The organism is Mesorhizobium sp. MC2-1-1 (assembly GCF_057597255.1).
On sequence record NZ_CP195205.1, the window covers coordinates 2631062 to 2657727 of the forward strand.

Sequence of the window (26666 nt, forward strand, 5' to 3'; positions counted from 1 at the left end):
TCCTACCTGAGCTTGAGGGTGGAGAGGCCGACCAGCGCCAGGATAACGGCAATGATCCAGAAGCGGATCACCACCTGGCTTTCGGTCCAGCCGAGCTTTTCGAAATGGTGATGGATCGGCGCCATCAGGAAAACGCGCTTGCCGGTCATCTTGAAATAGCCGACCTGGATGATGACCGACAGGATCTCGACCACGAACAGGCCGCCGACGATGACCAGCACGATCTCGTGCTTGGTGGCGACCGCGATGGTGCCAATCAGGCCACCCATCGCCAGCGAGCCGGTGTCGCCCATGAAGATGGCGGCCGGCGGGGCGTTGAACCAGAGGAAGCCGAGGCCCGCGCCGATCACCGCGCCGAGCACGACGGCGAGTTCGCCGGTGCCGGGAACGAAATGGATCTGCAGATATTCGGCGAAGACCGCGTTGCCCGAAAGATAGGCGATGACGCCGAACGACGCCGCCGCGATCATGATAGGCACGATCGCCAGGCCGTCGAGGCCGTCGGTAAGGTTCACCGCATTACCCGCGCCGACGATGACGAAACAGGAGAATGGCACGAAGAACCAGCCGAGGTTGATCAGGAATTCCTTGGCGAAGGGGAAGGTCAGCGACGACGAGAACGGCGCCTGGCCATTGTGCATGATCACCCACGCGGCGATCGCGGCGATGATGAATTCGATCGACAGCCTCGCCTTGCCGGAAAAGCCCAGATGCGACTGCTTGGTGACCTTGAGATAGTCGTCATAAAAACCGATCGAGCCGAAGCCGACCGTGACCAGCAGCACCACCCAGACATAGATGCTGGACAGGTTCGCCCACAGCAGCGACGAACCGATGATGCCGGACAGGATCATCAGACCGCCCATGGTCGGCGTTCCCGCCTTCTTGAAATGGGTCTGCGGGCCGTCGGCGCGGATCGGCTGTCCCTTGCCCTGGCGCAGGCGCAGCGAATTGATGATCGTCGGCCCGAAGATGAAGACGATCAGCGCCGAGGTGATCAGAGCGCCGCCTGTGCGAAAAGTGATGTAGCGGAAGACGTTGAAGAACGAGATCCTGTCAGCGAAATCGACGAGCAGTGTAAACATGGTCCTTCCGTCCCCCGGAGCCCGACCTCAAGTCGGTTGAATGTTTGCGGCTTCCGCCGGAAATTTGCCGAGCAATGCCTCGACCAGCTTTGAAAACCCGATGCCTTTCGACGATTTGACCATCACCACGTCGCCGGGCCTGAGCGCCGAGATCACGACCGGCTTCAGTTCCTCGACGCCTGCCCGATACTCCGTCTGCACATCGGCCGGCAAAACCTCGGCCAGCGCCCGCATTTCCGTCCCGCCGAGAAAGACGTTGCGCGTGCCCGTGCCGACGATGAGTTCCGCGAGCGCCGCATGGAGCTTCTGCGAGTGGCTGCCGAGTTCCAGCATGTCGCCAAGCACCGCGATGCGCCGGCCTTCGCCCGAGACCGGCGTTGCATTGAGCAGTGCCATCGCTGCCGCCATGGACGCCGGATTGGCGTTGTAGCTCTCGTCGATCAGCGTGATCGGCCCGTTCGGATGGTGCAGGACATGGCGCCGGCCGCGCCCGCGTTCGGCCGAGAGATCGGCAAGCGCGGTCGCGACCTTGTCGAGATCGGCGCCGACGAGCTGTGCGGCGCCGAGGACTGCCAGCACGTTTTGCACCATGTGGCGGCCGGGCGCGCCGACACGCGCCGCAACATCATGCTTGCCGATCCTGGCGGTGATGTCGGAATGATCGGCGTAAAGCTCGCAGCCGGTCAGCCGGAAAGTCGAACGGGCATTCTCGCCGAAGCCGAAGACATGTTCGACACCGGCCTCCTTCGCCATCTTCTCGAGCAGCTTCCAGCGGTGATCATCACGATTGAGCACCGCGGCGCCGCCGGGCTCCAGTCCTTCGAAGATCTCCGCCTTCGCCTTGGCGATCTCGTCCAGGTTCTTGAAGAAGCCGAGGTGAGCGGCGGCAATCATCGTCACAATGGCGACATGCGGCCTGACCATCTTGACCAGCGGCCTGATCTCACCCGGATGGTTCATGCCGATCTCGAAGACAGCGTAGTCGCAATCCTGCGGCATGCGGGCGAGCGTCAGCGGCACGCCCCAATGATTGTTGAAGGACTGCGCCGAGGCGTGCACCTTGCCGACCGCCGACAGCACATGGCGCAGCGCTTCCTTTGTCGTTGTCTTGCCGGCCGAACCGGTAACCGCGATGATCTTGGCCTTCGAGCGGGCGCGGGCCGCGATACCGAGTTTCTCGAGCGCCGCAAGCACATCCTGCACCACGATCATCGGCGCCGTCAGCCGGCCGAGCGAGGGCAGCTTGCCCTCGGCGACGACCAGAACCGCGGCACCCGCTTTCACGGCGGCGGTCGCGAAATCGTGGCCGTCCATCGCCTCGCCCTTGATGGCAAAGAAGGCGTTTCCCGGCTCCAGGCTTCGGCTGTCGATCGAAATACCGGTGATGCCTTCCGGCAGCGGGCCGATGGGCCTGCCGCCCATGGCTTCGACCAGCGCTTCCGACGTCCACAGCAAACTCATGCGGCGCGCTCCCTAAGCGCCTCGCGCACTTCCTCATGATCGGAGAAGTGAAAGGTTTCGGCGCCGATGGTCTGGCCTTCCTCATGTCCCTTGCCGGCGACGATGAGCGTATCGCCGGCGCGAAGCATCGCCACCGCCTCGTGGATCGCCTTGCGCCGGTCGCCGATCTCGATGGCGCCGGGCGCCGCTGCGAGAATGGCCGCGCGGATGGTCTCGGGCACCTCCGTGCGCGGATTGTCGTCGGTGACGATGACGATATCGGCGAGCCGCGTCGCGATCTCGCCCATGATCGGCCTTTTTCCCCGATCGCGGTCGCCACCACAGCCGAACACCACGACGACGCGGCCCGTGGTGAAAGGCCTGACCGACGTCAGCACGTTTTCCAGCGCGTCGGGCTTGTGCGCGTAGTCGACATAGACGGGAGCGCCGGCGGCCGTTGTGCCCACGAGGTCGAGCCGACCCGGCGCGCCCTTCAATTTTTCCAGTGCGGCCAAAGCTTTATCCACGGGCGTTCCAGTGGCGATGGCAAGCCCGGCCGAGACCAGCGCGTTGGCGATCTGGAAGTCGCCGGCCAGAGGCAGATCGATCTCGTGCAGCACGCCGTTCGCCTCGACCTCGGCGCGCTGCCGATGGCGCTCGTGCTCGACCCGCTTCAGCGTCAGGAAATCGCCATGACGGCCGACGGTCAGGACCTTGAGGCCCGCCGCCTTTGCGGCCTTGATCGTCGGCTCCGACCACGGATCGTCGGCAAAGATGATCGCGGGCGCGCCCTTCGGCAGCAGCGTGTCGAACAGGCGCAGCTTGGCGTGGTGATAATCCTCGACCGTCGGATGGTAGTCCATGTGGTCGCGACCGAGATTGGTGAAGGCCCCGGCCGCAAGCTTGACTCCGTCGAGACGGCGCTGGTCGAGGCCGTGGCTCGAGGCTTCCATCGAGGCGTGTGTCACGCCGGCATCCGCTAGTTCCTTGAGCAACCGGTGCAGCGCTACCGGATCGGGCGTGGTCAAAGAGCCATATTCGTTGCGGCCGGGGGCCGCCACGCCGGTCGTGCCGATCGAGGCGGCGGCGAAACCCACCTGCTCCCAGATCTGGCGGGTGAAGGCGGCGACGGAAGTCTTGCCGGCGGTGCCGGTGACGGCGACCATGGTCCGCGGTTGGCGCCCGAAAAAGCGTGCGGCGGCGAGCGCCAGCGCATGGCGCGGATCATCCACGGCAAGAACCGGGATCGACAGGCCGGAAACGGCCGCGCTCTTGCCTGTGACGATCGCGGCGGCCCCTCGGCCGGCGGCATCAGCGGCATAGGCCGAGCCATCGGCCTTGCTGCCGGCAAGCGCGAAGAAGATCACGCCCGGTCCCACCTGACGGGAATCGGAGGAAAGTCCGGTAACCTCCAGGTCGCGGGAAGCTGTTCCCTCGACAGGCAGGATACCGGCTAGATCTTTTAGATGCATTGAGTCCCGTTCATCGCAACAAAATAGCGCGCAGTTGCCGGCGCGCCCTAAGAATCACTGATAGGAAACCAGCGTTGCACCATTTTCATGGCTGAAATCTGGCTTCACGCCAAGCATTGCGGCCGAGCGTCTGATGATATTGCCGGCGATAACCCCTGCATTGGCGGCGGCGACGTCCGTCATGCCAGGCTTCTCCGGATGCGGCGCATCGGCGATCGTAAAGACGAGGTATTGCGGATCGTCCATCGGGAAGGCGGCGACGAAGGTGTTGAAGTTCAAGTCCTTCGAATAGCGCCCGTTAATGACCTTCTCAGCCGTTCCGGTCTTGCCGCCGACCCGGTAGCCGGGGACCCTGGCGTTTCTGGCTGAGCCTTTCTCGGCGTTGAGCGAATAGAGGTAACGCATGCCTTCGACCGTCTTTTCGCTGACTACTTTCTTGGCCACTGCCATTGCGTCCTGTTCGCTGCGCACCAGGAATGTCGGCTGGATCAGATAGCCGCCATTCATCAGCGCCGCGCAGCCGACAGCAGCTTGCAGCGGCGTCGTCGACACGCCGTGGCCGAAGGCGATCGTGAAGGAATTGACCTGTTTCCAGACCTTTGGTTCGGTCGGACGGGCGACTTCCGGCAGTTCGGTCTGCATCTTGTCCAGAATTCCGAGCCGATGCAGGAATTCGCGGTGCCCCTCGATGCCGACCAGTTCGGCCTCCCTGGCCGACCCGATGTTGGACGAATAGAGGAACACCTCCGGCAGCGACAGCACGCGATTCTTGCCGTGGAAATCGTGAATGGCCTGGTGGCCTACCCGGATCGGATGCGAAGCGTCGAAGCGGCTCGCCATCGTCGCCTTGCCGGAATCGAGCGCCATGGCCGAGGTGAAGCTCTTGAACGTCGATCCCATCTCATAGAGGCCCGCCGACATGCGATTGAGCCGATCCTTGTCCTGTGCGTTGTAAGGGTTGTTCGGGTCGAAGTCCGGCACCGAGGCCATGGCTATCACTTCGCCGGTCTTGACGTTCAGCACGACCGCGCCGGCACCCATGGCGCGATAGCGTTCCAGGCCGGCGGCGATCTCGTCGCGCACCACATGCTGGACGCGCAGATCGATCGAGAGCTTCACCGGTTTCAGGTCCCTGGCCACCGCCAGGCCCGAGGCCTGCAGGTCGCTCAGACCTTGCTCATCGATATACTTCTCCATGCCGGAGATGCCCTGGTTGTCGATGTTGGTCAGGCCGACGACATAGGAGGAGGTCTCGCCGCTCGGATAGAAGCGGCGCTTTTCCGTGCGGAAGCCGAGGCCGGGGACGCCCAGCGCCAGGATGTCGGCCTGTTGTTTCGGCGTCAGCTGGCGCTGCAGCCAGACGAAACCGGCACCGCTCTTGAGCTTGCGATAGGTCTGCTCGTAGTCGATCTCCGGCAACACGGTCGACAGTTTCTCGATCGCTTCGTCGGCATCGACGATGCGCCGCGGCTCCGCAAACAGCGACGCCGTCCTGATGTCGGTCGCCAGCACTTCGCCATTGCGGTCGACGATATCGGGACGCGACGCGGTCACCCTGCTCTGCGGGCCGTCCGACAGGTCCGGATTCTGCAGGCCGAGATAGACGAGCCGGCCGGCAATCGCCGAATAGATGGCGAAGAACACCGCCATCGTCATGACGATACGGGTCCTGGCCTTGCCGCCCGTCGCCTTGCGCGCCGCGTCGACGACGATCGAGCCGTCCTCGGCGGTTTTCTTCCGACGCCTCAGCAGGCCAGCGACACTTGGAAACCTGCTGATCATTGCACCGTGCTCCCGGTGACGACCGGATCCTTGTCACCCGCGGGTCCATTGCCGGAATTGTCGGCCATGCCGCCAAGCCGCTGCGAGGAAAGGTCCTCGATGGTCAGCGGTTTCACCGGAATATCGTCAAGGCCGCCGATCTGGTGGGCGCCAACCGGTTCGAGCCCGAGTTGGCTCTTGTAGACGTCGGCAAGCTTCTGCAGCCGCGAAGGCTGTGTAAGCAGGCTCCAGTCCGCCTTGAGGAGGTCGATCGTATCCTCCTCATAGCGTATCTGCGCCTGTATCTTCTGCACGGCCGCCATTTGCTCCTCGGCCTCGCGCTTGGTCTTGTAGGTCAGGGCCGCGGCCGAGACCATCACGGCGATCAGGACTATGTCGCTGGTACGAAACACGTGCTCACCTCTCCCCCGGCCGTTCGACGTCGGGAAGCTTTGGAAGGCCGAAAATCGAGAAATCGCCCGCGCGCGCCGGCACATCGGTGCGGATCGCCGCGCGCAGCCTGGCGGAGCGCGCTCGTGGATTGGCCGCTATCTCTGCCTCCCCTGGCGTCACCCCGCCGCCGGCCTTGCGGAATGTCGCGAGACGGGCGGGAGCATCGGGCATGTGGCGCGAGCCGCTGGCGGCTTCGGAACGGTCGGCGATGAAGCGCTTGACGATGCGGTCTTCCAGCGAATGGAACGTCACCACGGCAAGCCGTCCCCCGGGTCTCAGCGCGCGCTCCGCGGCCAGCAGCGCCCTTGCAAGCTCGCCAAGCTCGTCATTGACGAAGATGCGCAGCGCCTGGAAGACGCGGGTGGCCGGATGGATCTTGTCCTTCGGCCCACGCCCGATATGGGTTTCAATGGCGTCGGCGAGATCGAGCGTGCGCTCGAAAGGCTTCTTTTCGCGCCGGCTCTCGATCATGCGCGCGATGCGGCCGGCATGGCGCTCCTCACCGAGAAAGCCGAAGATGCGGGCAAGATCGCCGGCCTTGAAGGTGTTGACGACGTCGGCGGCGGAGAGCCCCGACTGCGCCATGCGCATGTCGAGCGGACCGTCGGCGCGAAAGGAAAAGCCGCGCTCCGCCTGGTCGAGCTGCATGGACGAAACGCCGATGTCGAGCACGACGCCGTCGGCACTCTCGACATGTTCGTCGAGCGTCGAGAACGGCGCCTGGACAAGCCGAAGCCGGCCGCCAGCCCGACGTTCGAGCGCCCTGCCCGCCGCGATAGCGTCCGGGTCGCGATCTATGGCAACGACGGAGGCGCCGCGGTCGAGGATGGCGCTGGTATAGCCGCCGGCGCCGAATGTTCCGTCGACGATAGTCTCGCCGGCCTTCGGCGCAAGCGCGTCGAGCACCTCGGCAAGGAGGACCGGAATGTGGCCGGCCGGTCCGCCGACGGCGTGAGGATCATCGCCGTGGCCAGCCATCATTCCGATCGCTCCCCGGGCTTCGTCCCCTGCCGAAGCTGCAAAAGCCTGGCGCGCGCCTGCGCCCCATAGCCGGCAAGCCGTCCAGGCTCCCAGATCTGAAAGAAATTGCCGCGGCCCACAAAGGCCACCTCGTTCGAGATGCCCGTATGCTCGCGGATGAAATCGGTCATGGTGATGCGGCCGTCCTGGTCGAGCTTCAGGAACGTCCCGTCGCCATGGCAGAAGAACGACATGTCGTCCGCCGTCTGCAGGAAGGAATCCTCCAGCGCGATCCGCTGCTCGTAGCGGTCGAGCAGGTCGAGCCCGCCGACATCCATGGCCGGCAGGTCTAGGCAACGCAGCGCATAAAGCTCCGAATAGCCGCGTTTCTGGACCACCGCGCGGAAATGCGCCGGAACGGAAACCCGCCCCTTCGCATCTATCCTGTTCACCGCGCTTGACAGAAATCGGTCCAATGAACGCTACAGCCGCTTCCGCCGCCGCACCCCTTCCCATGTTGTTCTCCGCGCCCTCTGCCCGCTCGCGGCAAATCGCTTCATTCACCGGGGCGAAAACCGACGAACGCGCAGCCGCCGCGGCTGCCCGATTGGCGTACGCTTCACCCTGACGCGGAACGAAAGCTTGATTTGGATGGGATATCATGGGGTACTATGGGCGTCAACGGGAACAGGCATCACAAACATAAGCGCACAACCAGAAAGCGCAGGCTTCAGGCACGTCTCGTCTTTATCCTCCATTAAGCCTAACGAACCGTTTAGAGCCCTCTGGCCCAAGAAGACGCAGCTTGATGTGAACTGGCGCCGCGCATAGCGTCGGCGCGACCGCTGCAGCTGGAGAACGACCCTCATGTCGGAAAACGCGACGTCACGCGCCGCCGCACTTTCCCATTTGCGCAGCCGCGATTTCGCCAAGGGAGATCCGATCCCCTTGCCGCTGACCATGGCCTCGATCTTCCATACGCCGGGCGCCGAATCCGGTTTCGATCAATATGGCCGCTACGACAATCCGACTTGGCGCGCCGTCGAGCACGCGCTTGGCCATCTCGAAGACGCGCAATGCGTCACCTTTCCCTCCGGAATGGGCGCGATCTCGTCGGTTTTTTTCGCGCTGCTGAAATCCGGTGACCGCGTGCTTTTGCCATCCGACGGCTATCACGCCACGCGCGCGATGGCTGAGCGTTTCCTCAAGCCGCTCGGCATAGTCTGCGACACGAGGCCGACGCCCACCTTCCTCGACGGTGGCTTCGGAGGCTACCGGCTGGTCTTTGCCGAAACGCCATCAAATCCGCGTCTCGACATCTGCGATATACCGGCCGTCGCCGAAGCCGTGCATAAACAGGACGGGCTGCTGGTCATCGACAACACGACGATGACGCCGTGCGGCCAGCGTCCGCTCGACCACGGCGCGGACATCGTCGTCTCAGCCGACACCAAGGCGGTGAACGGTCATTCGGATGTTCTGTTCGGCCACGTCGCGAGCCGCGATCCGCAGATCATCTCCAAGGTGACGGACTGGCGCAGCCTGGTGGGCGGCATTCCCGGGCCGTTCGAGGCATGGCTGGTTCATCGCGGACTGGAAACGCTTGAGGTTCGGTTTGACCGCATGTGTTCGTCGGCGGAAGCGATTGCAAGGAAGCTGAAAGGCCATCGCGCGGTAAGCGGCTTGCGCTATCCCGGCCTCGATGGCGACCCGTCGCACAATCTGGCGCGGGCGCAGATGGAGCGCTTCGGCTTTCTCATCTCGTTCGAACTGGCCTCGGAGCGGAAGGCCGAAGACTTCATCGACAATTGCGCGCTGATTGAATCGGCAACGTCCTTCGGCGGCGTGCACACATCGGCCGAGCGGCGCTCGAAACGCGGCGACGCGGTGCCGGCGGGCTTCGTGCGCCTGTCGATCGGCTGCGAACCGGTCGAAGAACTCTGGCAGGCTATCGAGGCGTCTTTGGACAGGATTGCAAGCTGAGCGATACTTGCTCGCGCCCGATATCTCACTTTGAATCAAAAGGCTCGCCTTCCGGCGTAACCTTTTGATTTCTCAGCGTCGCCGCAGCTTTGAAAATGCCAGCTGGCCTGTAAGCCGGGTTCTGTATGGCCCTCGCCTTGCGGCAAGAACGTGGCGGCCATTCATCTTGGGCGCATGTTGCCACGCGCCTCACGCAACCTACCCGGACGGTGAGCCGGAAACAGCCCTCGAAGGTTTCCCCTCGCACCGCCCCTATTCGGTTTTGCTCCCGGTGGGGTTTGCCCTGCCGCTCCTGTCGCCAGTCGCGCGGTGGGCTCTTACCCCACCCTTTCACCCTTGCCACGGACGATGCCGCGGCGGTTTGCTTTCTGTGGCACTTTCCCTGGGGTCGCCCCCGCCGGCCGTTAGCCGGCACCGTGTCTCCATGGAGCCCGGACTTTCCTCACTCGCAGCCTTTCGGCTCTCGCGGGTGCGGCCGCCCGGCCAGCTGGCACGCGCGTATAAAGGGACTCCCACCTGAAAACGCAAACGAAAAAGTGCGCAGCCAACAGGCAGCGGTTTTGGACAACACGTTCACGAGAAGAGCGCGCGTTGCCCAAAACGCCGCGACAACAGTGCTTCAGGCCGGCGAACCCAGCGCCGCCATCTGCACCTTCACCTTGCTGCAATAGGCGGCCGAAACCGGATTCATCCGCGTCGCGCCGTGACCGGCATTGTATTTCAGGATCGTGCCGCAGGTGGTGCCGCCACCAAGACCCTGCGCCATGGAGAGATATTTCATGCCGAACTTGATGTTGGTGTCGGGATCGAACAGGCCCCTTGCAGAGCCGGTGTAGCCCATCATGCGCGCCGTCGCCGGCTTGATCTGCATGAGGCCGATCTCGCCGGCGCTGCCGACCATGTTCGGCCTGTAGTTGCTTTCGATCTTGATGACGGCCTTGGCCAGCGACACCGGCACGCCGTAGCTCGCGGCATAGCGCGCAATGATCGCCGAATATTGGCCGCTTCCCGTTGCTGACGATGACAGGGACGGCTTCTCAGGATTGATGGAAGCTGTCGTGGTCAGGTCGATGATCTGCCTGTTATGCTTTGAAGCGCGGCTTGCCGGCTTCTTCTCCGCTTTGGACACAGCGACCTTTTCTGCTTTGGTCGCGGCGGTTCTGTTGATCTTCGAACCCTTGGCGGCCGAGCTTGCCTTGGGTGCTGCTGGCATGGCAGCAAAGCCATTATCTGCCCTCAAGCTCAGAGGGGCACTGTTCGCCGGGTTGAAGGCAAAAGTCATCACTCCGGCAGCAACAGCTGCCGCTACAACGGTCAATTTTTGCATGTAGTCCTGTTCTGTTAGGACCGCGCGAAGAACTTCACGCAGTTAAGGTCAAATCCAAATCGAGCATCTTGCGGGATAGACACTCGACAACTTGCGGGAGAGGCATTTGAAGGCGGAATTGGCGGCAATGAAGGCAGCGCAATTCACTTTGAGTGACAGATTGTAATTTAAGGATCTTATCGCGACGGTTGGGCAGCGGGTGACTTAACGGAAGCCAGAAGCCTATGCAGCGTGCGGATCGTCGAATTGTCCGCTACCCCATCCACCAGCCGCCGCCGGAAGTGCCGCTGGAACGCCGCCACCACAATTTCCGTCTGCCGGTCGTAGACACCCGATATCTCGACCCCATAGCCATAGAGCGCCAGCATCGACTGCAACACCTCGATGTCGGGGCCGGTATCGCCGGCCTTCAGGGCGGCGCCCGCCCTTATCGGCGCCGCCGGCACGAGGTGGCCGACACCGGCCACGAACAGCGCCTTCCAGGGGAACTTCTCGCCTGGATCAACCTTGCGGCCCGGAGCCACGTCGGAGTGCGCAAGCACTCTTGTCGCGGGGATGGAGTGGCGGCCCACGATACCCGCGCACAAGTCGATCACGGCACCGATCTGTCGCCGGGGGAAGGATTTGTAACCCAGCGAATGCCCCGGATTGACAATCTCGATGCCGACCGAACACGAGTTGATGTCGGTGCGCCCGAGCCAGGAACTCTTGCCGGCATGCCACGCGCGATCGCTCTCGCGCACCATCTGGACGATGCGGCCGTCCTCATGGACAAGATAGTGCGAGGACACTTCGCTTGCCGGGTCGCATAACCATGCCTCGGCGCCTGCGCCGCTTGCCATGCCGGTGTAGTGCAGCACGATCATGTCGGGCCTTGGCGTGCTGAGGCGCTGACCAAAATTCGGCGACACCCGGACCTCGGCACCTGGCTGGTCGGGCAGGAAACCGCTCATGCGTGCCTGAGGCCCCGCTCGATCATCTCATAGGCGGCATTGATCGCGGCGACCCTGGTCGTTGCGATCTTGATGAATTCCTGCGGCAGGCCGCGCGCGATCAGTCGGTCGGGATGATTGTCCGAGATGAGCTTGCGATAGCGTTTCCTGACTTCCTCGAACGACTTGCCGCGCTCGATGCCCAGAACGACATAGGGATCGGCGGCGCCGAGATTGACGTGCCGCGACAAGATCGCCTCGTAATGCACCTCGTCGATCCGGAAGATCTCGGCAATGCGATGCAGGAACTGCCCCTCTTGCTCATGGATAAGACCGTCCGCCTTGGCGATGTGGAACAAGCCGTCGAGTATGTCTTCCAGCATCACGCAATTTGCATGGCCCGAGCCGCAGAGTTGCGCCATGCGCTGGGCATAGATCTCGAAGCCTGCGACGTCCTGCTTGGCGATATCGTAAAGCCGCGCCACATTGCGTCTCTCGCTGGGAGGCACCTCGAAGATGTCCTGGAAGGCGCGCACCTCATCCTGGGTGACTATGCCGTCGGCTTTAGCCATTTTGGCCGAGAGCGCGATCATGGCCACCGAGAAGGCGACGCGCCGGCGCAGGTCCGGATCGCCGGAAAAAACGGTGCGCACGGCTTCTACGACATCTGCGACGCCCGAGGACGCTGACGACGAAACACGAGCGATGAAGTCGCCAAGGGGGTACCAAATCGACATGCCGGCTTCATAGTGCGAACCGGGCGGTTCTATCAAGCCGGGACGATGCCGCAGGTGATCGGCATCTTTGGGCTCACGGAGCAAAAAAGAAGGCCGGCAATGCCGGCCTTCTCGGAACCTGTTTCTTGGCCCTTACTGCGCAGGCGCGGCAGGAGCCGGATTTGTTGCCGGAGCCGGTTCAGCGGGCTTCGTAGCGTCGGGCGAGGCAGGCTTCATCGGCTGCTCGCTGGCCGGCGGATTGGTGCTCTGGGTGGTGGTCTTGTCGGTGCCACTATCGCTGCAAGCGGCAACCCCCAGCAGGGCGAGCGCGGAAACTGACGCCAGAATGAGCTTCTTCATGATATCTCTCCTTCAGCAGACGCTCACGTTTCGGTGAGCGGTCGCGAGAGAAATGCATCAGCGGGCCCGGCGGTTTCGTAACGTTGCATTTCTACCTGTAACATCAACTTGCGATTGCTGGCGTATAAATGCCGAACTAACAGAGCATGCGCTCAAAGACATGATGGAAAAGCAGGATGCCGGCAGAAGCGGGGACAGGGAAATGGGATTTCTGGGTCGACCGCGGCGGCACCTTCACCGACGTCATCGGTCGTGACCCGCAAGGACGGCTGCACCCTCGGAAACTCCTGTCGGAAAATCCAGAGGCTTATGCGGACGCGGCCATCCAGGGCATCCGCGACCTGTTGGGCTTGAAGACCGGCGACGCCATTGCCGCCGACGCGATCGGCGACCTCAAGATGGGCACAACCGTTGCCACCAACGCGCTGCTCGAGCGCAAGGGCGACCGCGTGCTGCTGCTCATCACGAAGGGTTTCCGTGACGCATTGCGCATCGCCTACCAGGCGAGGCCGGACATCTTCGCCAAGGAGATCATCCTGCCCGAGCAGCTCTACGAGCGCGTCATCGAGATCGACGAGCGCGTGCGCGCCGACGGCTGCGTCGAGCGCCTGCTCGACATCGCGGCTTGCCACCCGGCGATCGAACAGGCCAGGGCCGACGGCATCGACGCGGTCGCCATCGTCTTCATGCATGCCTGGAAATATCCCGATCATGAAAAGGCCGTGGCCAAGGTCTGCCGCAAGATCGGCTTCAGCCAGATCTCCGTCAGCCACGAGGTCTCTCCGCTCATCAAGCTGGTCGGCCGCGGCGACACCACCGTGGTCGACGCCTATCTGTCGCCGATCCTCTCGCGCTATGTGCAACGCGTGGCCGGCGAACTGGGCGCCGGCCCGCGTCTGATGTTCATGATGTCGTCGGGCGGCCTCACCGCCGCCGACATGTTCCAGGGCAAGGACGCGCTGCTATCCGGCCCGGCGGGCGGTGTCGTCGGCATGGTAGAGACGGCCAGGCTCGCCGGCTTCGAAAAGGTGATCGGCTTCGACATGGGCGGCACCTCGACCGACGTCGCCCATTACGACGGCGAATATGAGCGCGCCTTCGACACCGAGGTCGCAGGTGTGCGCATCCGCGCGCCGATGATGCGCATCCATACGGTCGCTGCGGGCGGGGGCTCGATCCTGCATTATGAAGCGGGCCGCTTCCGCGTCGGCCCGGATTCGGCCGGGGCCAATCCCGGCCCGGCCGCCTACCGGCGCGGCGGCCCGCTCGCCGTCACCGACGCCAACGTGATGCTGGGCAAGCTGCAGCCCGATTTCTTCCCCGCGATCTTCGGGCCTGGCCAGGACCAGCCGCTCGATGTCGGCACGGTTGGCGAAAAATTCGCCGCACTTGCCGCGGAAATCGGCGACGGCCGGACGGCTGAGGCGGTGGCCGAAGGGTTCGTCACAATCGCCGTGGAGAACATGGCCAACGCCATCAAGAAGATCTCGGTCCAGCGCGGCTACGACGTCACGGAGTATCTCCTCAACTGCTTCGGCGGCGCCGGCGGCCAGCACGCCTGCCTGGTCGCCGACGCGCTCGGCATGGAAGCGGTGCTGATCCACCCCTTCTCCGGCCTGCTTTCAGCCTATGGCATCGGCCTCTCGTCCGTCTTCGCCTCACGCCAGCAGGGCCTGCTGCAACCGCTTGCAGAGGAATCGCGCTCGGCGATCGAGGCGATCATCCTGGCCTTGCAAAGCGACGTCATGACCGAGCTGGGCGAGCAAGGCATTGCCGGGGAAACGGTTTCGACGCGGCCTGTCCTGCATGTGCGCTATGATGGCACGGACACGGCGCTGCCGGTGAATTTCGAGCATGGCTCGATCTTCCGCGCCAGAAGCGATTTCGAGGCCGCGCACAAGGCGCAGTTCGGTTTCGTCTACGACGACAAGCCGATCGTCGTCGAGACCGTCGCCGTCGAAGGCATGGAAACCGCCCGAGAGGACAAGGCTGAAGCCTACGCGCCCGCCGGACCGGCGAGAGTCGAGGCCAGGCCTTTGGAAAGCCGCCGCCTCTACACCGAAGGCCGCTGGCACGAGGCCGGCGTCTATCGTCGCGAAAACTTGCGGCCGTCCCACACGGTCGCCGGGCCCGCGCTCATCATCGAGCCGAACCAGACCATCGTCGTCGAGCCGGGCTGGCGCGCCGAAATCACCAGTCTCAACCACGTCGTCATACGCCGAACGGAAAAAAAGGCGCGCGCCGCGGCGCTCGGCACCAGGGCCGATCCGGTGATGCTGGAGGTCTTCAACAACCTCTTCATGTCCATCGCGGAACAGATGGGCGTGACGCTGCAGAACACAGCCTATTCGGTCAACATCAAGGAACGGCTCGACTTCTCCTGCGCCGTGTTCGACCGCCATGGCGCGCTGGTCGCCAACGCGCCGCACATGCCGGTGCATCTGGGTTCCATGGATCGTTCCGTGGAAACCATCATCCGCCTGAACTCCGGCGACATCCATCCAGGCGACGTCTTCGCGCTCAATGCGCCTTACAATGGCGGCACGCATCTGCCCGACATCACGGTGGTGACGCCCGTCTTCGACGATGCGCGCAAGCAGATCCTGTTCTGGGCGGCCTCGCGCGGCCACCACGCCGATGTCGGCGGCACCGCGCCGGGCTCGATGACGCCGCTTGCGACCACGGTCGACGAGGAAGGCGTGCTGTTCGACAATTTCCGCATCGTCGATCGCGGCCGCTTCCGCGAGAAGGAACTGGAGACGCTGCTGACTGACCACGCCTATCCCGCGCGCAATCCGGCTCAGAACATCGCCGATCTGAAGGCACAGATCGCCGCCAACGAAAAGGGTGTTGCCGAGCTGCGCAAGATGGTCGGGCATTTCGGTCTCGACGTCGTCGAAGCGTATATGGGCCATGTCCAGGACAATGCTGCCGAGAGCGTGCGCCGCGTGATCGAGCGGCTTCCCGACAGCGCGGCATACGAATACCCCACCGACACCGGCCAGGTGATCAAGGTGAAGATCACCGTCGACCGGCAAAAACGCGAGGCGACCGTCGATTTTACTGGTACCTCGCCGGTCATGAAGAACAATTTCAATGCACCGGAGCCGGTCGCCCGCGCCGCCGTGCTCTATGCCTTCCGCGTCATGGTCGAAGACATGATCCCGATGAATGCCGGCTGCCTCAGGCCGATCAACATCGTCATCCCCAACGGGTCCATGCTGAAGCCCGCCTATCCAGCCGCCGTCGTCGCCGGCAATGTCGAGACCTCGCAGCATGTGACCAATGCGCTGTTCGGCGCGATGGGCGCGATGGCCAATGCGCAAGGCACGATGAACAACCTCACCTTCGGCAACAAGCAGTACCAATATTACGAGACGATCTGCTCCGGCTCGCCGGCCGGCCGGATGAATTCCGGCCGAGGGTTTGCTGGCACGTCGGGTGTTCACACTCACATGACCAATTCGCGCCTCACCGACCCGGAGGTGCTGGAACTGCGCTTCCCCGTCGTGCTGGAGGACTTCCACATCCGCGGGGGTTCCGGCGGCAAGGGCAAGTGGAATGCCGGCGACGGCACCAGGCGCACCATCCGCTTCCTCGAGAAGATGGAATGCGCGATCCTGTCTTCCCACCGCAATCGTCCGCCCCGGGGCCTCGACGGTGGCGGCGATGGCGAGGCCGGCTCGACCACGGTCAGGCGCAATGACGGCTCGATCGACATCTTGAAAGCCTGCGACCAGACCACGCTCGAAGCCGGCGAGGCCGTGATCGTCACCACGCCGACAGCGGGAGCGTTCGGCAGGGTGTGAAACGAGCGTCAGCTTGCGGTCAACAGGCTGTCACCCGCTTGTCATGACGCTGCGCTACCCGCTTGCGCCAACGCAAACGGGGAATCACCTTTCCATGTCGGACGTATCCGGAGAACTCGTTTATCGTCGAGGCAAGGAAGTCGGAAAGGCCGTCTACCAGAACCGAGCATTGTCGAAGGACGGCATTTCCGAGCGGTTGTTCGCTTTCCTCTTTTCCGGCCTCGTCTATCCGCAGATCTGGGAAGATCCCGAGGTCGACATGGAGGCCATGCAGCTCGGCGCCGGTCACCGGATCGTCACGATCGCGTCGGGCGGCTGCAACATACTGGCCTACCTGACCCGCTCGCCCGCCAGGATCGACGCCGTCGATCTCAACGCCGCGCACATCGCGCTGGACCGCATGAAGCTGGAAGCGGTGCGCCACCTGCCGTCGCAGGGCGATCTCTTCCGCTTCTTCGGCGCAGCGGGAACCACCCACAATTCGGACGCCTACGACCGCTTCATTGCGCCGCATCTCGATCCGGTGAGCCGCCACTACTGGGAGCGCCGCAACTGGCGCGGCCGGCGGCGCATCTCGGTCTTCGACCGCAATTTCTATCAGACCGGCCTGCTCGGCCTGTTCATCGCCATGGGTCATCGCGTCGGCAAGCTGTTCGGTGTCGACCCGGCCGGCATCATGAAGGCTGAGAACCTCGGCGAGCAGCGCCGCTTCTTCAACGAGGAGCTGGCGCCGATCTTCGACAAGAAGCTGCTGCGCTGGGCGACCTCGCGCAAGGCTTCGCTATTCGGCCTCGGCATTCCGCCGGCCCAATACGACTCGCTGATCACGTCCGGCGACGGTTCGATGGCCAGCGTGCTCAAGGCGCGGCTGGAAAAGCTCGCCTGCGATTTCCCGCTGAAGAACAATTACTTCGCCTGGCAGGCCTTTGCCCGCCGCTATCCGCAACCCGGCGAGGCCGCGCTGCCCGCCTATCTGGAAGAACGCAACTACAGGACGATCCGCGACAACGTCGATCGCGTCGCCATCCACCACGCCAACCTCATCAAGTTCCTGGCCGCCAAGGATGCGGGCAGCGTAGACCGCTTCGTCCTGCTCGATGCGCAGGACTGGATGACCGACGACCTGCTCAACGCGTTGTGGACCGAAATAACCCGCACCGCCTCGGTCGGCGCGCGCGTCATCTTCCGCACCGCGGCCGAACCCAGCCTGCTGCCGGGCCGTGTTTCCAGCTCGCTGCTCGACCAGTGGACGTACGAGGCTGACGCCTCGCGCGAATTCTCGGCAAAGGATCGCTCGGCAATCTATGGCGGCTTCCACCTCTATGTGAAGCGCGCCGCATGAGCGCGACCGAGCTGCCGGCCGGCCATGCCGAACTGATGGACGGCGTCTACCGCTGGCAGCGCCATATCTATGACCTCACCCGCAAATACTATCTGCTCGGCCGCGACCGGCTGATCGACGGGCTAGACGTGCCGCAAGACGGCACCGTGCTGGAGCTCGGCTGCGGCACCGGGCGCAACATCGCGCTTGCCGCCCGCCGCTATCCGGACGCCCGCTTCTTCGGTCTGGACATCTCGGCCGAGATGCTGGAGACGGCCACCGCGGCCATCGCTCGCGAAGGTCTCGCCGACAAGGTCAAGCTCGCACGCGGCGACGCCACAGATTTCGACGCCAACGATCTCTTCGGCATCGAGCACTTCGACCGCGTCTTCGTCTCCTATTCGCTGTCGATGATCCCCGGCTGGGAGAAAACCGTAACGGCTGCCCTCGCCGCGCTCGCGCCCGGCGGCTCCCTGCACGTCGTCGACTTCGGCCAGCAAGAAGGCCTGCCGCTCTGGTTCCGCGCCCTGCTGCGCGGCTGGCTGCGGAAATTCCACGTCACGCCGCGCGCCTCGCTGCGTGACGTGCTTGAATCGGAATCCGAGCGCGCCGGCGCAACCTTCCGTTTCAGAACGCTTTATCGCGGCTATGCCTGGCTCGGCGTTATTGGGGAGTGATAGCGGGGGCGACCCTGCGTCAGGAGCTGACGTTGAGCGCAGGATGGGCAACCTCCCAAGGCGCCACCCAATCTCCCGCGACCCGGAGTGAGATATTGGCATCATCCTCTATCACCTTGCAGACGGTCATCTCACCAGCGCCGACGCCGTAGCGCTCACCCGCCAGCTTGAAACGATCATGTGTCGCACGCGTCAGTTCGCTCCTTGTGCCGGTCTCGGTCATCAGTTCTTCGATCAGGCTCAGATCTTTCAGGCAAAGCGCGATCGGAAAGGACGGATCGTAGTGGCCGGCGAAAATGGACGGGACGTCGTGCTGCAGCACGAAGCTATCGGCCGCGCCGCCTTTCATGACCTGCCACCAGACGTCGGGCTCCAGACCTGCGAGCTTCGCCGTCACCATCGCCTCACCGATCGCGGCCGCGTGGATTTTCCAGAGCTGGTTGTTGACGAGCTTGGCGACATAGCCATTGCCGTAGCGTCCGACGCGCCGCAATTCACCCATGGACTCGATAACAGAGCGCACGGCCTCGACGTCACTGTCGTTTCCGCCAACGAACATCGGCATGTCGCCTCGTATGGCGGCATCCACGGAGCCGGTGACCGGCGCATCGACGGGACCGCCGCCTTTTGCTTGGAATTCGCTTGCCAGCTCTCGCATCAGCTTGGGACTGCTTGTCGTCATGTCGATCCAGTATTTGCCGGTGCAGGATGTGGTCAGAAATCCGCCTTCACCCCTTACGACCTGTTCGATTTCCTTCGGCCCGAACACCATCGTTACGACAACGTCGCTGCGTTCGAGCGCATCGGCGGGGCTTGTGGCCTTGGCGGCGCCGGCGGCCGCGAGCGCGTCCATCGCTTGCGGGCGCACATCATAGACGACCATGTCAAACCCGGCCCGCCGCACGTTCAATGCTGCGTTTCGCCCCATCGTCCCGAGCCCTATGAACCCAACGATCATGATGATTTCACCTCCACTATGATTGGCCGGAAAATCTGCGGAGGCGTCTGATCTGACAAGCAAATTGTCCTTATTCGCCGAATAAGCCATGCTGATGCTGCCATGGACATCGAAGTTCGCCTGCTGAGAAGTTTCGTTGCTATCTACGAGCGCGGCTCGCTATCGCGCGCCGCCGAACGGCTTGCCTGCACGCAGGCCGCAATGAGTATGCGGCTGAAAATGCTGGAGACCGAGGTCGGCGCGCCGCTCTTCATCAGGCATCATCACAGGATCGAGCCGACATCGAAGGGCAGCGAGCTCTACGCAAAGGCGCTCAGCGTGCTGGCCGTCTACGACGAGATGCTGTCGAGTACGTGCAATCAGCGGCCCCGGATCAAAATCCGCATCGGTATGCCCGACGATTATGCCTTGGCCTTTTTGCCGCGCATGATCGCGACCATGCGCGATCGAATGCCCGAGACGGAGATCGAGATCATTTGCGATCTCAGCGCCAAGCTCGCCGCCGCGCTCCAACGGCAGGAAATCGACGTCGCGCTGGTCACGCTGGCTGCCAGTCCGACATCGGCGAGGTATCGGTTTCAGACGCGACTGCACTGGGTTCTCGGTCCGGATTTTCGGGCGGAGCCCGGTGGAACGATCCCGCTTGCCGCATATCCGGAAGGCTGCGTCTTCCGTCGCGCGATGATCTCCGCTTTGGAAGCGTCGCAGCGTAGTTGGCGCGTGGCCGTGCAAAGCAGCAGCCACCCCGGCATTCTCGCGGCAGTGCGGGCAGGCGTTGCGGCGACGTCGATGGCCGCCGGAACGGCACCAGCCGGATTGGTCGAGGTGTCAGGCAACGATCAGCTACCCGAACTGGAACCCATCCCGCTCTATCTGCTGAGCCAGGGCGACGATGCGGGCACGGCCATCCGGCAATTCGAAGAACTGATCCTTGCGGAACTCGAAACGTACAGCGCCCCACCCTCGCCGGTACCGGTCTAACGCAACGCCTTGACCAGCGCTCCCACCATAGCCTGCGGCCGGTAGTTCAGTTTGGCCGGCGTCAGCCCAAGCCGCACCACCACCAATTGCTCCGATGGAATGATCGTCACCGTCTGGCCGTCATGGCCTTCCATCCAGTAGGTATCCTTGGGCAGGCCGGCGGCAGCACCCGCGCCAGGTTTTTCCTCATCGCCCGGGCCTTCGATCCATAGCTGCCCCTTGCCGTAGACCTTCGAGGCCGGCGCCGGCTCGCGCATCCAGTCTACGAAACCGGCGGGCAGTATCTGGTTTCCGTTCCAGACGCCGCCTTGCAGCAGGAACTGGCCGAAACGCGCCCAGTCATGCGCCGTGGCGTAGAGATAGGACGAACCGACGAACGTACCCTGCTCGTCGGTTTCGAGCACGGCACTATGCATGCCGAGCGGCTCGAACAGCGCCGTACGCGGCCAGGCCAATGCCTTGGCCTTGTCGCCGATCGCGTCCTGCCACAGCCGCGACAGCATCACCGCCGTGCCGCTCGAATAGGAAAACACTTTGCCCACCTCGCCGGTCAACGGCTTGGCCGCTGCAAAGCCCGCCATGTCCGGCTCGAGATAGAGCATGCGCGTCACGTCGGCGACATCGCCGTAATCCTCATTGAATTCCAACCCGCTCGACATCGCCATCATGTCGGCAAGGCTGATGGCGGCGCGGCCATCGGCCTTCCACGGCGCAAAAAGGCCCTTGTTGCCGATGGCCATCTTGCCGTCCTTGACCAGCGTGCCGACGATCGCGGCGTTCACCGTCTTTGTCATCGACCAGCCGAGCAGCGGCGTCCTGGCCGAAAAGCCGTCGCCGTAGCGCTCCGCGACGACACGGCCGTTCTTCACCACCACGATGGCACGCATGCCAGTACCGGCCATGGCCGCGTCGCCGAGGATCTTTGTGACCTCGGGGTTCTGCGAGGGATCCACGCGCTCGCCGTCGGGCCAGAGCGCGTCCGGCTGCGCCGCCGCCTGCGGCGGGGCGCGCAGCGACGTCTGCCTTGCCCTGCCGGTATCGCCGTCAGGGACAGAGGCGCAGCCGACGCCGTCGCGTTGCACCGCAACGCTCTTGCCGAAAACCCAAAGCAGCCCGGCGGAGACCAGACCCCTTTCCTTGTCGACGGAGACCTTCATCAGCCTGAGAAGCGGATGGCCCGGTGCCTGCACGTCGACGGCCAGAACCTCGTTGGCATCGCGGCCTGCAATGAAGACGTTCGAGCAGACGATCTTGGCCGAGTAACCGGAGCCGACCCGGATCAGCTCGGGCGGCGAGAAATAGAGCCAGGCGAACAGCGCGGCCACAGCCAGGATCAAAAGGCCAAGCAGCCATTTGACGAACTTCACGACAGCCCGCATCTTTTCGGCCTTCCGGATTCTTCGGCTGGATTTATGTCATCGATTTGCCGCCATTGCTTCAGCAAAATCATTGGCGTTGTCGAGCGCCGTCAATGGATTATCAACCATGTTCGGCGATCAACTTGTCCGTGTCGCCCAAAAGTGCGCAGCGGTTTTGGGACAAACACATGGACAGACGAAGGAGGCGGACGATCTCGTGGGGCGATCGTCCGGCAGGGGGCGCCAAGTTAGCGACCACCATCGGTGAAGGACCCATCAGCGGCCGGCTGAACCCGGCCAGGGAAACGCCATGCGCCGTCTTGCGGCCATCCTGATGCTGACGCTGCTCTGCGCCTGCTCGACCGTCGACGACATTTCACCGCTGTCGCCGTCCTCGCAGGCAGTCGCCGTTCGAGCGCCCAAATTCGAGGACTCCAAGCCGCATGTATGGGAGAGCGGCGCGCCATGGACCTACGCCATCCATGGTACGGATGTTTCCAAATACCAGACCTCGGTCGACTGGCCGACGGCGAGAGCCAGCGGCATATCCTTCGCCTTCATCAAGGCGACGGAAGGCGGCGACCGCTTCGATGAATATTTCAACGAGCACTGGACGCGCACCAAGGCCGCCGGAATTCCGCGCGCGGCCTATCATTTCTTCTACTTCTGCACGCCTGCCGAAGCCCAGGCGCGCTGGTTCATCGCCAATGTCCCGAGAGACCCGTCGGCGATGCCGCCGGTTCTGGACATGGAATGGAACCCGAAATCGCCGACTTGCCGCCTGCGCCCCGATCCGGCCACCGTACGCAGCGAAATGAGCGTCTTCCTGCAAATGGTCGAACGTCACTACGGCAAGAAACCGATCATCTACACCTCGATCGACTTCTTCGACGACAACCAGTTGGCGACCTTCCGCGGCTATCCCTATTGGCTGCGCTCGGTCGCCGGCCACCCGCGCGAGAAATACGGCAGCCACCCCTTCACCTTCTGGCAGTACACCGGCACCGGCATCGTGCCTGGCATGACCGGCAAGTCGGACATCAATGTCTTCAACGGGTCGGAAGCGGCCTGGAAGAAGTGGCTACGGCAGAACACCCGTTGACATCAGCCGTCCCGCCTGCTTTTCGACACGGCGGGCGGCGAAACATGCAACCGCTGGTAATCTGGAGCAGCGTACTCACGCGAGTGACTGACGCGGCTCCCGAGCTTTGAAGTCCCCGCATGCCTGTCCGATCCCAGTCGGGGTCACGACGGCGCCATGCGCGGTCTCGAAAGGGAAGCGATGCGATTGCGCGTTGAAATCCTGGTGGCGCTCTTTGTCGGCGCGTTTGCGCTGCCGGCCGCGGCACAGGAATGCGGCGGCGATTTCGAGACCTGGAAGCAGGGCGTGGCGGCCGAAGCCAAGGCCGCCGGCGTCGGCGCCGTCGGCCTCGACGCGCTGGAGGACGCCACCATCGACGATCGGGCGCTGGCGCGCGATCGCGCCCAGGGCGTTTTCACTCAGACTTTCACCGAATTCTCCAACCGGATGATCTCGGCCTACCGCCTGAAGCAGGGCGCGGCCAATCTGAAGAAATATGCCGATGTCTTCGATCGCGCCGACAAGGAGTTCGGTGTGCAGCCGGCCATCATCGCCGCTTTCTGGGGCCTGGAGACCGACTTTGGCGCCGTGCAGGGCGACTTCCATACGCTCAGCGCGCTGGTGACGCTCTCGCATGATTGCCGCCGGCCTCAGCTTTTCCGGCAGCAATTGGTGCCGCTGCTCACCCTCATCGACCGCGGCGTGCTGCCGGCCGACGTCAAGGGCGCCTGGGCCGGGGAGATCGGCCAGACGCAGATTCTGCCGACCGACTATCTGGCCAAGGGCGTCGACGGCGATGGCGACGGCAAGATCGATCTCAGGAACAGCGTGCCGGACGTCATCATGACGACCGGGAACAAGATCATGTCGCGTGGCTGGAAGCGCGACCAGCCCTGGGTCCAGGAAGTGCGCGTCCCCGACGACATGCCCTGGGACCAGACCGGGCGCACCAATAAGCTGCCGCTGTCGCAGTGGTCGCAATGGGGCGTCACCCAGCCCAACGGCAACCCGCTCATCGACAATGGCCTGAAAGCCGGCCTGGCGCTGCCGATGGGCCGCAAAGGCCCCGCCTTCCTGACCTACGACAATTTCGACGTCTATCTCGAGTGGAACCAGTCCTTCACCTATGCGCTGACCGCGGCGGTGCTCGCCACGCGCCTTGCCGGCGCGCCGCAATTCGATCCACGCACGCCCGAGCCCGGTCTCAGCGGCGACCAGATGAAGGCCCTGCAAACCAAGCTCGAAGCCAAGGGCTACGATGTCGGCACGGTCGACGGCATCCTCGGGACCAACACCCGCGAAGCGGTCCGCAAGGAACAGATGCGGCTTGGCCTGCCGGTGGACGGCTGGCCGACGCCCGAATTGCTGGCGAAATTGTAGGACTTAGGCAGGCAGTAGACAGTAGGCAGTAGGCAGTAGGCAGTAGGCAGTAGGCAGTAGGCAGTAGGCAGTAGGCAGTAGAAAATGGTTAGTTTGTGAGTGGCTGGTCCCGCAAGGGCGTCTACCCTTTCCCCTACTCCCCACTGCCTAATCCCTATTGCCTGCTTCCTAATCCGCCATCGTCTCGAGGCTGGCAAATCCTTGCGGCGCATCGCCCTCGTCGAAGGGCGTCGTCACCTCGACGAATGTATCGGGATAAAAGCCGTTGAAGCGCGTCCTCAGCGACAGTGAGTAGGCGCCGATGTGGCCGATCTCGATCCAGTCGCCGGTGTCGACCGTTTCCGGCAGCCAGAACGGGCGCGACAGGATGTCGACGGAATCGCATGTCGCGCCGCAGACCTTGAACGGCACGATGGTTTTCTCGTCGCCATTGCGCGTGCGGATCGCCGGATCGGGAATGAAGCGCGCCGGCAGCGTGATCTTGCCGGTCCATGAATCCGACAGTGACGCCCAGATGCCGTCATTGATGTAGAGCCGCTTGCCCTTGCGCAACAGCACCCGCACGATCAGCGAGAGGCACCGCGCCACGATCACGCGCCCAGGCTCGGCCACCAGCGGCACCTGGTCGAACTGGTACTCTTTCAGGTCGCCGGCCAGCCGTGACATCAATTGACCGAGCGACGGCATCTCGACCTGCCTGCGGTTGGGATCATGGCCGTACTCGGCCGGGAAGCCGCCACCGACATCGAGCCCGGCAATGTCGAAGGTCAGGCGGTTGCGCACCCAGTCGGCCGAAGCCAGCGCGCGCTCATAGGTGTCCGGATCCTCGATCTGGCTGCCGACATGGAAGCACAGGCCGACCTTGTAGCCGGTGCGGTTCAGCCGCTCGGCGAGCTCGACCGCGTTGGCCGGCCCCGCGCCGAATTTCTTCGACAATTCGTAAGCCGCGTGGCCCTTGGTCTGGATGCGCACGAAGACGGTGATGGCGCCGGGATCGATGTCGAGCGCGCGCACGACACGCGTCAGCTTCGTGATCTCGTCCTCATGGTCGAGCGAGATCACCCGGATGCCGTACTTCTCCAGCGCCAGCTTTATGTCCGACTGCGCCTTGACCGGATGCATGTAGAGCATCTCGGCGCCAGGTGAGACCGCGCGCACGGCTGCGAACTCGCCGGGCGATGCGACGTCGAAGGCGCTGACGCCGGCTTCCACCAGCGCCTTCAGGACGATCTGCTCGCCGTTGGTCTTGACCGCGTAGGCTGTCTTGCCAGGGAACATGCCCATGAACTGCAGCGCATCCGCCTTCAGCACCTGAGGGCGGAAACAATAGACCGGGTCGTCGGGACGAAGCGCCAGAGCCGCCTCGCGGGCATTTTCGAATCGCTGCATGGACGAATCCTCAGGACTGGAGCGCGCACAATTAATCTTAGCTAGCCGCCAAATAAAACAGTTCTGTGTCTCGCCATCCCGCGCGGTCCTCCATACCGTTGCCAACGCTAAACCCCCGGCAGGTTTCGGGTGGCCCGGGCCGCCGAACCCGATAACGATTGTCGAGCTGTTTGATGGGCTGAGATTGCGATCGGCCGCGGGGAGGAACAGGAGATGCCCATTTCGGCCAGCGCCGCGCCGAAGCGCGGACCGATGACGATCAAGGATTGGGCGCAGCTTCTCTTGCTCGGCGCGATCTGGGGCGGCTCGTTCTTCTTTGCCCGCATTGCCGTATCGGAGATGCACCCGCTGGTTTTGGTACTCTTTCGTGTCGCCATCGCTGCGGCAGCGCTTCACCTTTATCTGGCGACCCGCGGTCCTTCGTTCCGCCTCGCCTTCCCGCATGCCGGTCTCTTCCTCCTGCTGGCGTTCACCAACAATGTCGTGCCGTTCTCGCTTATCTTCGCCGGCCAGACGCAACTCGGCGCCGGCGTCGCCTCAGTGCTCAACGCAACGACGCCTTTCTGGACGCTGATCCTTGCCAATGCGCTCACTGCCGACGAGAAGCTGTCCTGGAACAAGCTGGCTGGCATCGCCCTCGGCGTCGCCGGCACGGCGGTGATGATCGGACCTGGCCTGCTGGGCGGGCTCGGTGGGCCGGTGTGGGCCAAGTTCGCGCTGATCGGCGCCTCGCTGTCCTACGCGGTCGCGCTGATGGTCGCCCGGCGGTTCAAGGGCGTACCGTCAGCGGTCATCGCCACGGGGCAATTGACCGCTTCGACCGTCATCATGATCCCCATCGTGCTCATTGCCTACGGGCCGACAGGCCTGTTTTCGTCCTCGGCCCCTGTGTGGGCCGCCGTACTGGGGCTGGCGCTGCTGTCCACAGCCTTCGCCTACATCCTCTATTTTAACCTCGTCGCCTCCGCTGGTGCCACCAATGCCTCGCTGGTGACGCTCATCGTGCCGGCCAGCGCGGTGCTGCTCGGCTTCCTGTTCCTCGGCGAGCGGCTGGCGCTGTTCGAGATCGGCGGCATGGCGCTGATCGGACTCGGCCTGATCACCATCGACGGGCGCCTCCTCGGCCGATGGTAGCGGTGTCATGCCACACGGCCGCCACAATTTATTCACAACTGCCAACCCGCCTTTTGCCGAAGAGTTTCAATAGCTAACGACAGATGGCA

At 63.6% G+C, this 26666-nt stretch carries 22 protein-coding genes and 1 other RNA gene; 8 read left to right on the forward strand and 15 right to left on the reverse strand.

The annotated features are described in order from the left end of the window. Positions 1 to 2: 2 nt before the first annotated feature. From mraY to mraZ, 7 genes are read right to left on the reverse strand one after another with little or no spacing between them, the layout of a single operon-like run. Complete coding sequence (gene mraY, locus ACR64R_RS13205; protein WP_487362053.1) at positions 3 to 1085, reverse strand: phospho-N-acetylmuramoyl-pentapeptide-transferase; 1083 nt, start codon at positions 1083 to 1085, stop codon at positions 3 to 5. A gap of 27 nt (positions 1086 to 1112) precedes the next feature. Continuing rightward, positions 1113 to 2546, reverse strand: coding sequence for a UDP-N-acetylmuramoylalanyl-D-glutamyl-2,6-diaminopimelate--D-alanyl-D-alanine ligase (locus ACR64R_RS13210; RefSeq protein ID WP_487362054.1), 1434 nt, complete (start codon positions 2544 to 2546; stop codon positions 1113 to 1115). Then, positions 2543 to 3997, reverse strand: a complete 1455-nt coding sequence (locus ACR64R_RS13215; RefSeq protein ID WP_487362055.1) for a UDP-N-acetylmuramoyl-L-alanyl-D-glutamate--2,6-diaminopimelate ligase — start codon at positions 3995 to 3997, stop codon at positions 2543 to 2545. Before ACR64R_RS13215 ends, ACR64R_RS13210 begins: the two co-directional genes overlap by 4 nt. Positions 3998 to 4051: 54 nt before the next feature. Further along, positions 4052 to 5779, reverse strand: a complete 1728-nt coding sequence (locus tag ACR64R_RS13220) for a peptidoglycan D,D-transpeptidase FtsI family protein (RefSeq protein WP_487362056.1) — start codon at positions 5777 to 5779, stop codon at positions 4052 to 4054. Next, entirely contained in the window at positions 5776 to 6171 is a 396-nt protein-coding gene (gene ftsL, locus ACR64R_RS13225; RefSeq protein ID WP_487362057.1) for a cell division protein FtsL, read from the reverse strand. Before ftsL ends, ACR64R_RS13220 begins: the two co-directional genes overlap by 4 nt. 4 nt (positions 6172 to 6175) lie before the next feature. Next, positions 6176 to 7192, reverse strand: coding sequence for a 16S rRNA (cytosine(1402)-N(4))-methyltransferase RsmH (gene rsmH, locus ACR64R_RS13230; RefSeq protein ID WP_487362058.1), 1017 nt, complete (start codon positions 7190 to 7192; stop codon positions 6176 to 6178). Continuing rightward, positions 7189 to 7647, reverse strand: coding sequence for a division/cell wall cluster transcriptional repressor MraZ (gene mraZ, locus ACR64R_RS13235; protein WP_487362059.1), 459 nt, complete (start codon positions 7645 to 7647; stop codon positions 7189 to 7191). Before mraZ ends, rsmH begins: the two co-directional genes overlap by 4 nt. A gap of 391 nt (positions 7648 to 8038) precedes the next feature. On the opposite strand from mraZ, the gene ACR64R_RS13240 reads away from it, so the two are divergent. After that, a complete protein-coding gene (locus ACR64R_RS13240) occupies positions 8039 to 9154 on the forward strand; it encodes a cystathionine gamma-lyase (RefSeq protein ID WP_487362060.1) in 1116 nt (371 codons plus the stop codon). A gap of 94 nt (positions 9155 to 9248) precedes the next feature. Here the strand turns inward: ACR64R_RS13240 and rnpB are convergent. The 5 genes from rnpB to ACR64R_RS13265 form a co-directional block, all read right to left on the reverse strand. After that, positions 9249 to 9645: RNase P RNA component class A (gene rnpB / locus ACR64R_RS13245), an RNA gene on the reverse strand. 128 nt (positions 9646 to 9773) lie between these two features. After that, entirely contained in the window at positions 9774 to 10481 is a 708-nt protein-coding gene (locus ACR64R_RS13250; RefSeq protein ID WP_487362061.1) for a lytic transglycosylase domain-containing protein, read from the reverse strand. Between the two features lie 176 nt (positions 10482 to 10657). Continuing rightward, positions 10658 to 11434 carry an N-acetylmuramoyl-L-alanine amidase gene (locus ACR64R_RS13255; protein ID WP_487362062.1) on the reverse strand — a complete coding sequence of 259 codons (777 nt, stop codon included), beginning with the start codon at positions 11432 to 11434 and terminating at the stop codon, positions 10658 to 10660. Next, positions 11431 to 12150 (reverse strand): TerB family tellurite resistance protein, encoded by a 720-nt coding sequence (locus tag ACR64R_RS13260; RefSeq protein WP_487362063.1) that lies wholly within the window; start codon positions 12148 to 12150, stop codon positions 11431 to 11433. The genes ACR64R_RS13255 and ACR64R_RS13260 overlap by 4 nt, the downstream gene beginning before the upstream one ends. A gap of 132 nt (positions 12151 to 12282) precedes the next feature. Next, positions 12283 to 12489: a hypothetical protein gene (locus ACR64R_RS13265; protein WP_487362064.1), complete on the reverse strand. Its 207-nt coding sequence runs from the start codon at positions 12487 to 12489 to the stop codon at positions 12283 to 12285. Between the two features lie 176 nt (positions 12490 to 12665). Here ACR64R_RS13265 and ACR64R_RS13270 point away from each other — a divergent pair, with 176 nt between their 5' ends. Genes ACR64R_RS13270 through ACR64R_RS13280 form a run of 3 tightly spaced genes read left to right on the forward strand, consistent with a single transcriptional unit; the run spans position 12666 to position 18296 of the window. After that, on the forward strand, positions 12666 to 16298 hold the full coding sequence (locus ACR64R_RS13270) for a hydantoinase B/oxoprolinase family protein (RefSeq protein WP_487362065.1): 3633 nt from the start codon (positions 12666 to 12668) through the stop codon (positions 16296 to 16298). A 43-nt stretch (positions 16299 to 16341) separates the two neighbouring features. Further along, on the forward strand, positions 16342 to 17640 hold the full coding sequence (locus tag ACR64R_RS13275) for a BtaA family protein (RefSeq protein WP_487362066.1): 1299 nt from the start codon (positions 16342 to 16344) through the stop codon (positions 17638 to 17640). Then, positions 17637 to 18296, forward strand: a complete 660-nt coding sequence (locus tag ACR64R_RS13280) for a class I SAM-dependent methyltransferase (RefSeq protein ID WP_487362067.1) — start codon at positions 17637 to 17639, stop codon at positions 18294 to 18296. The genes ACR64R_RS13275 and ACR64R_RS13280 overlap by 4 nt, the downstream gene beginning before the upstream one ends. 19 nt (positions 18297 to 18315) lie before the next feature. On the opposite strand, the gene ACR64R_RS13285 is transcribed toward ACR64R_RS13280, so the two are convergent. Beyond that, entirely contained in the window at positions 18316 to 19344 is a 1029-nt protein-coding gene (locus ACR64R_RS13285; protein WP_487362068.1) for an NAD(P)-dependent oxidoreductase, read from the reverse strand. A gap of 12 nt (positions 19345 to 19356) precedes the next feature. On the opposite strand from ACR64R_RS13285, the gene ACR64R_RS13290 reads away from it, so the two are divergent. Beyond that, a complete protein-coding gene (locus tag ACR64R_RS13290) occupies positions 19357 to 20235 on the forward strand; it encodes a LysR family transcriptional regulator (RefSeq protein ID WP_487362069.1) in 879 nt (292 codons plus the stop codon). Here ACR64R_RS13290 and ACR64R_RS13295 read toward each other — a convergent pair. Further along, positions 20232 to 21614: a serine hydrolase domain-containing protein gene (locus tag ACR64R_RS13295; protein ID WP_487362070.1), complete on the reverse strand. Its 1383-nt coding sequence runs from the start codon at positions 21612 to 21614 to the stop codon at positions 20232 to 20234. The genes ACR64R_RS13290 and ACR64R_RS13295 overlap by 4 nt on opposite strands. Positions 21615 to 21903: 289 nt before the next feature. On the opposite strand from ACR64R_RS13295, the gene ACR64R_RS13300 reads away from it, so the two are divergent. Next, positions 21904 to 22695 carry a glycoside hydrolase family 25 protein gene (locus tag ACR64R_RS13300; protein ID WP_487362071.1) on the forward strand — a complete coding sequence of 264 codons (792 nt, stop codon included), beginning with the start codon at positions 21904 to 21906 and terminating at the stop codon, positions 22693 to 22695. Between the two features lie 180 nt (positions 22696 to 22875). Further along, positions 22876 to 24054, forward strand: coding sequence for a lytic murein transglycosylase (locus ACR64R_RS13305; protein ID WP_487362432.1), 1179 nt, complete (start codon positions 22876 to 22878; stop codon positions 24052 to 24054). A 168-nt stretch (positions 24055 to 24222) separates the two neighbouring features. Here the strand turns inward: ACR64R_RS13305 and ACR64R_RS13310 are convergent, their stop codons facing one another. Next, positions 24223 to 25443 (reverse strand): alanine racemase, encoded by a 1221-nt coding sequence (locus tag ACR64R_RS13310; protein WP_487362072.1) that lies wholly within the window; start codon positions 25441 to 25443, stop codon positions 24223 to 24225. A gap of 213 nt (positions 25444 to 25656) precedes the next feature. Between ACR64R_RS13310 and ACR64R_RS13315 the strand changes: the two genes are divergently transcribed. Further along, on the forward strand, positions 25657 to 26577 hold the full coding sequence (locus tag ACR64R_RS13315) for a DMT family transporter (protein WP_487362073.1): 921 nt from the start codon (positions 25657 to 25659) through the stop codon (positions 26575 to 26577). Positions 26578 to 26666: the final 89 nt, after the last annotated feature.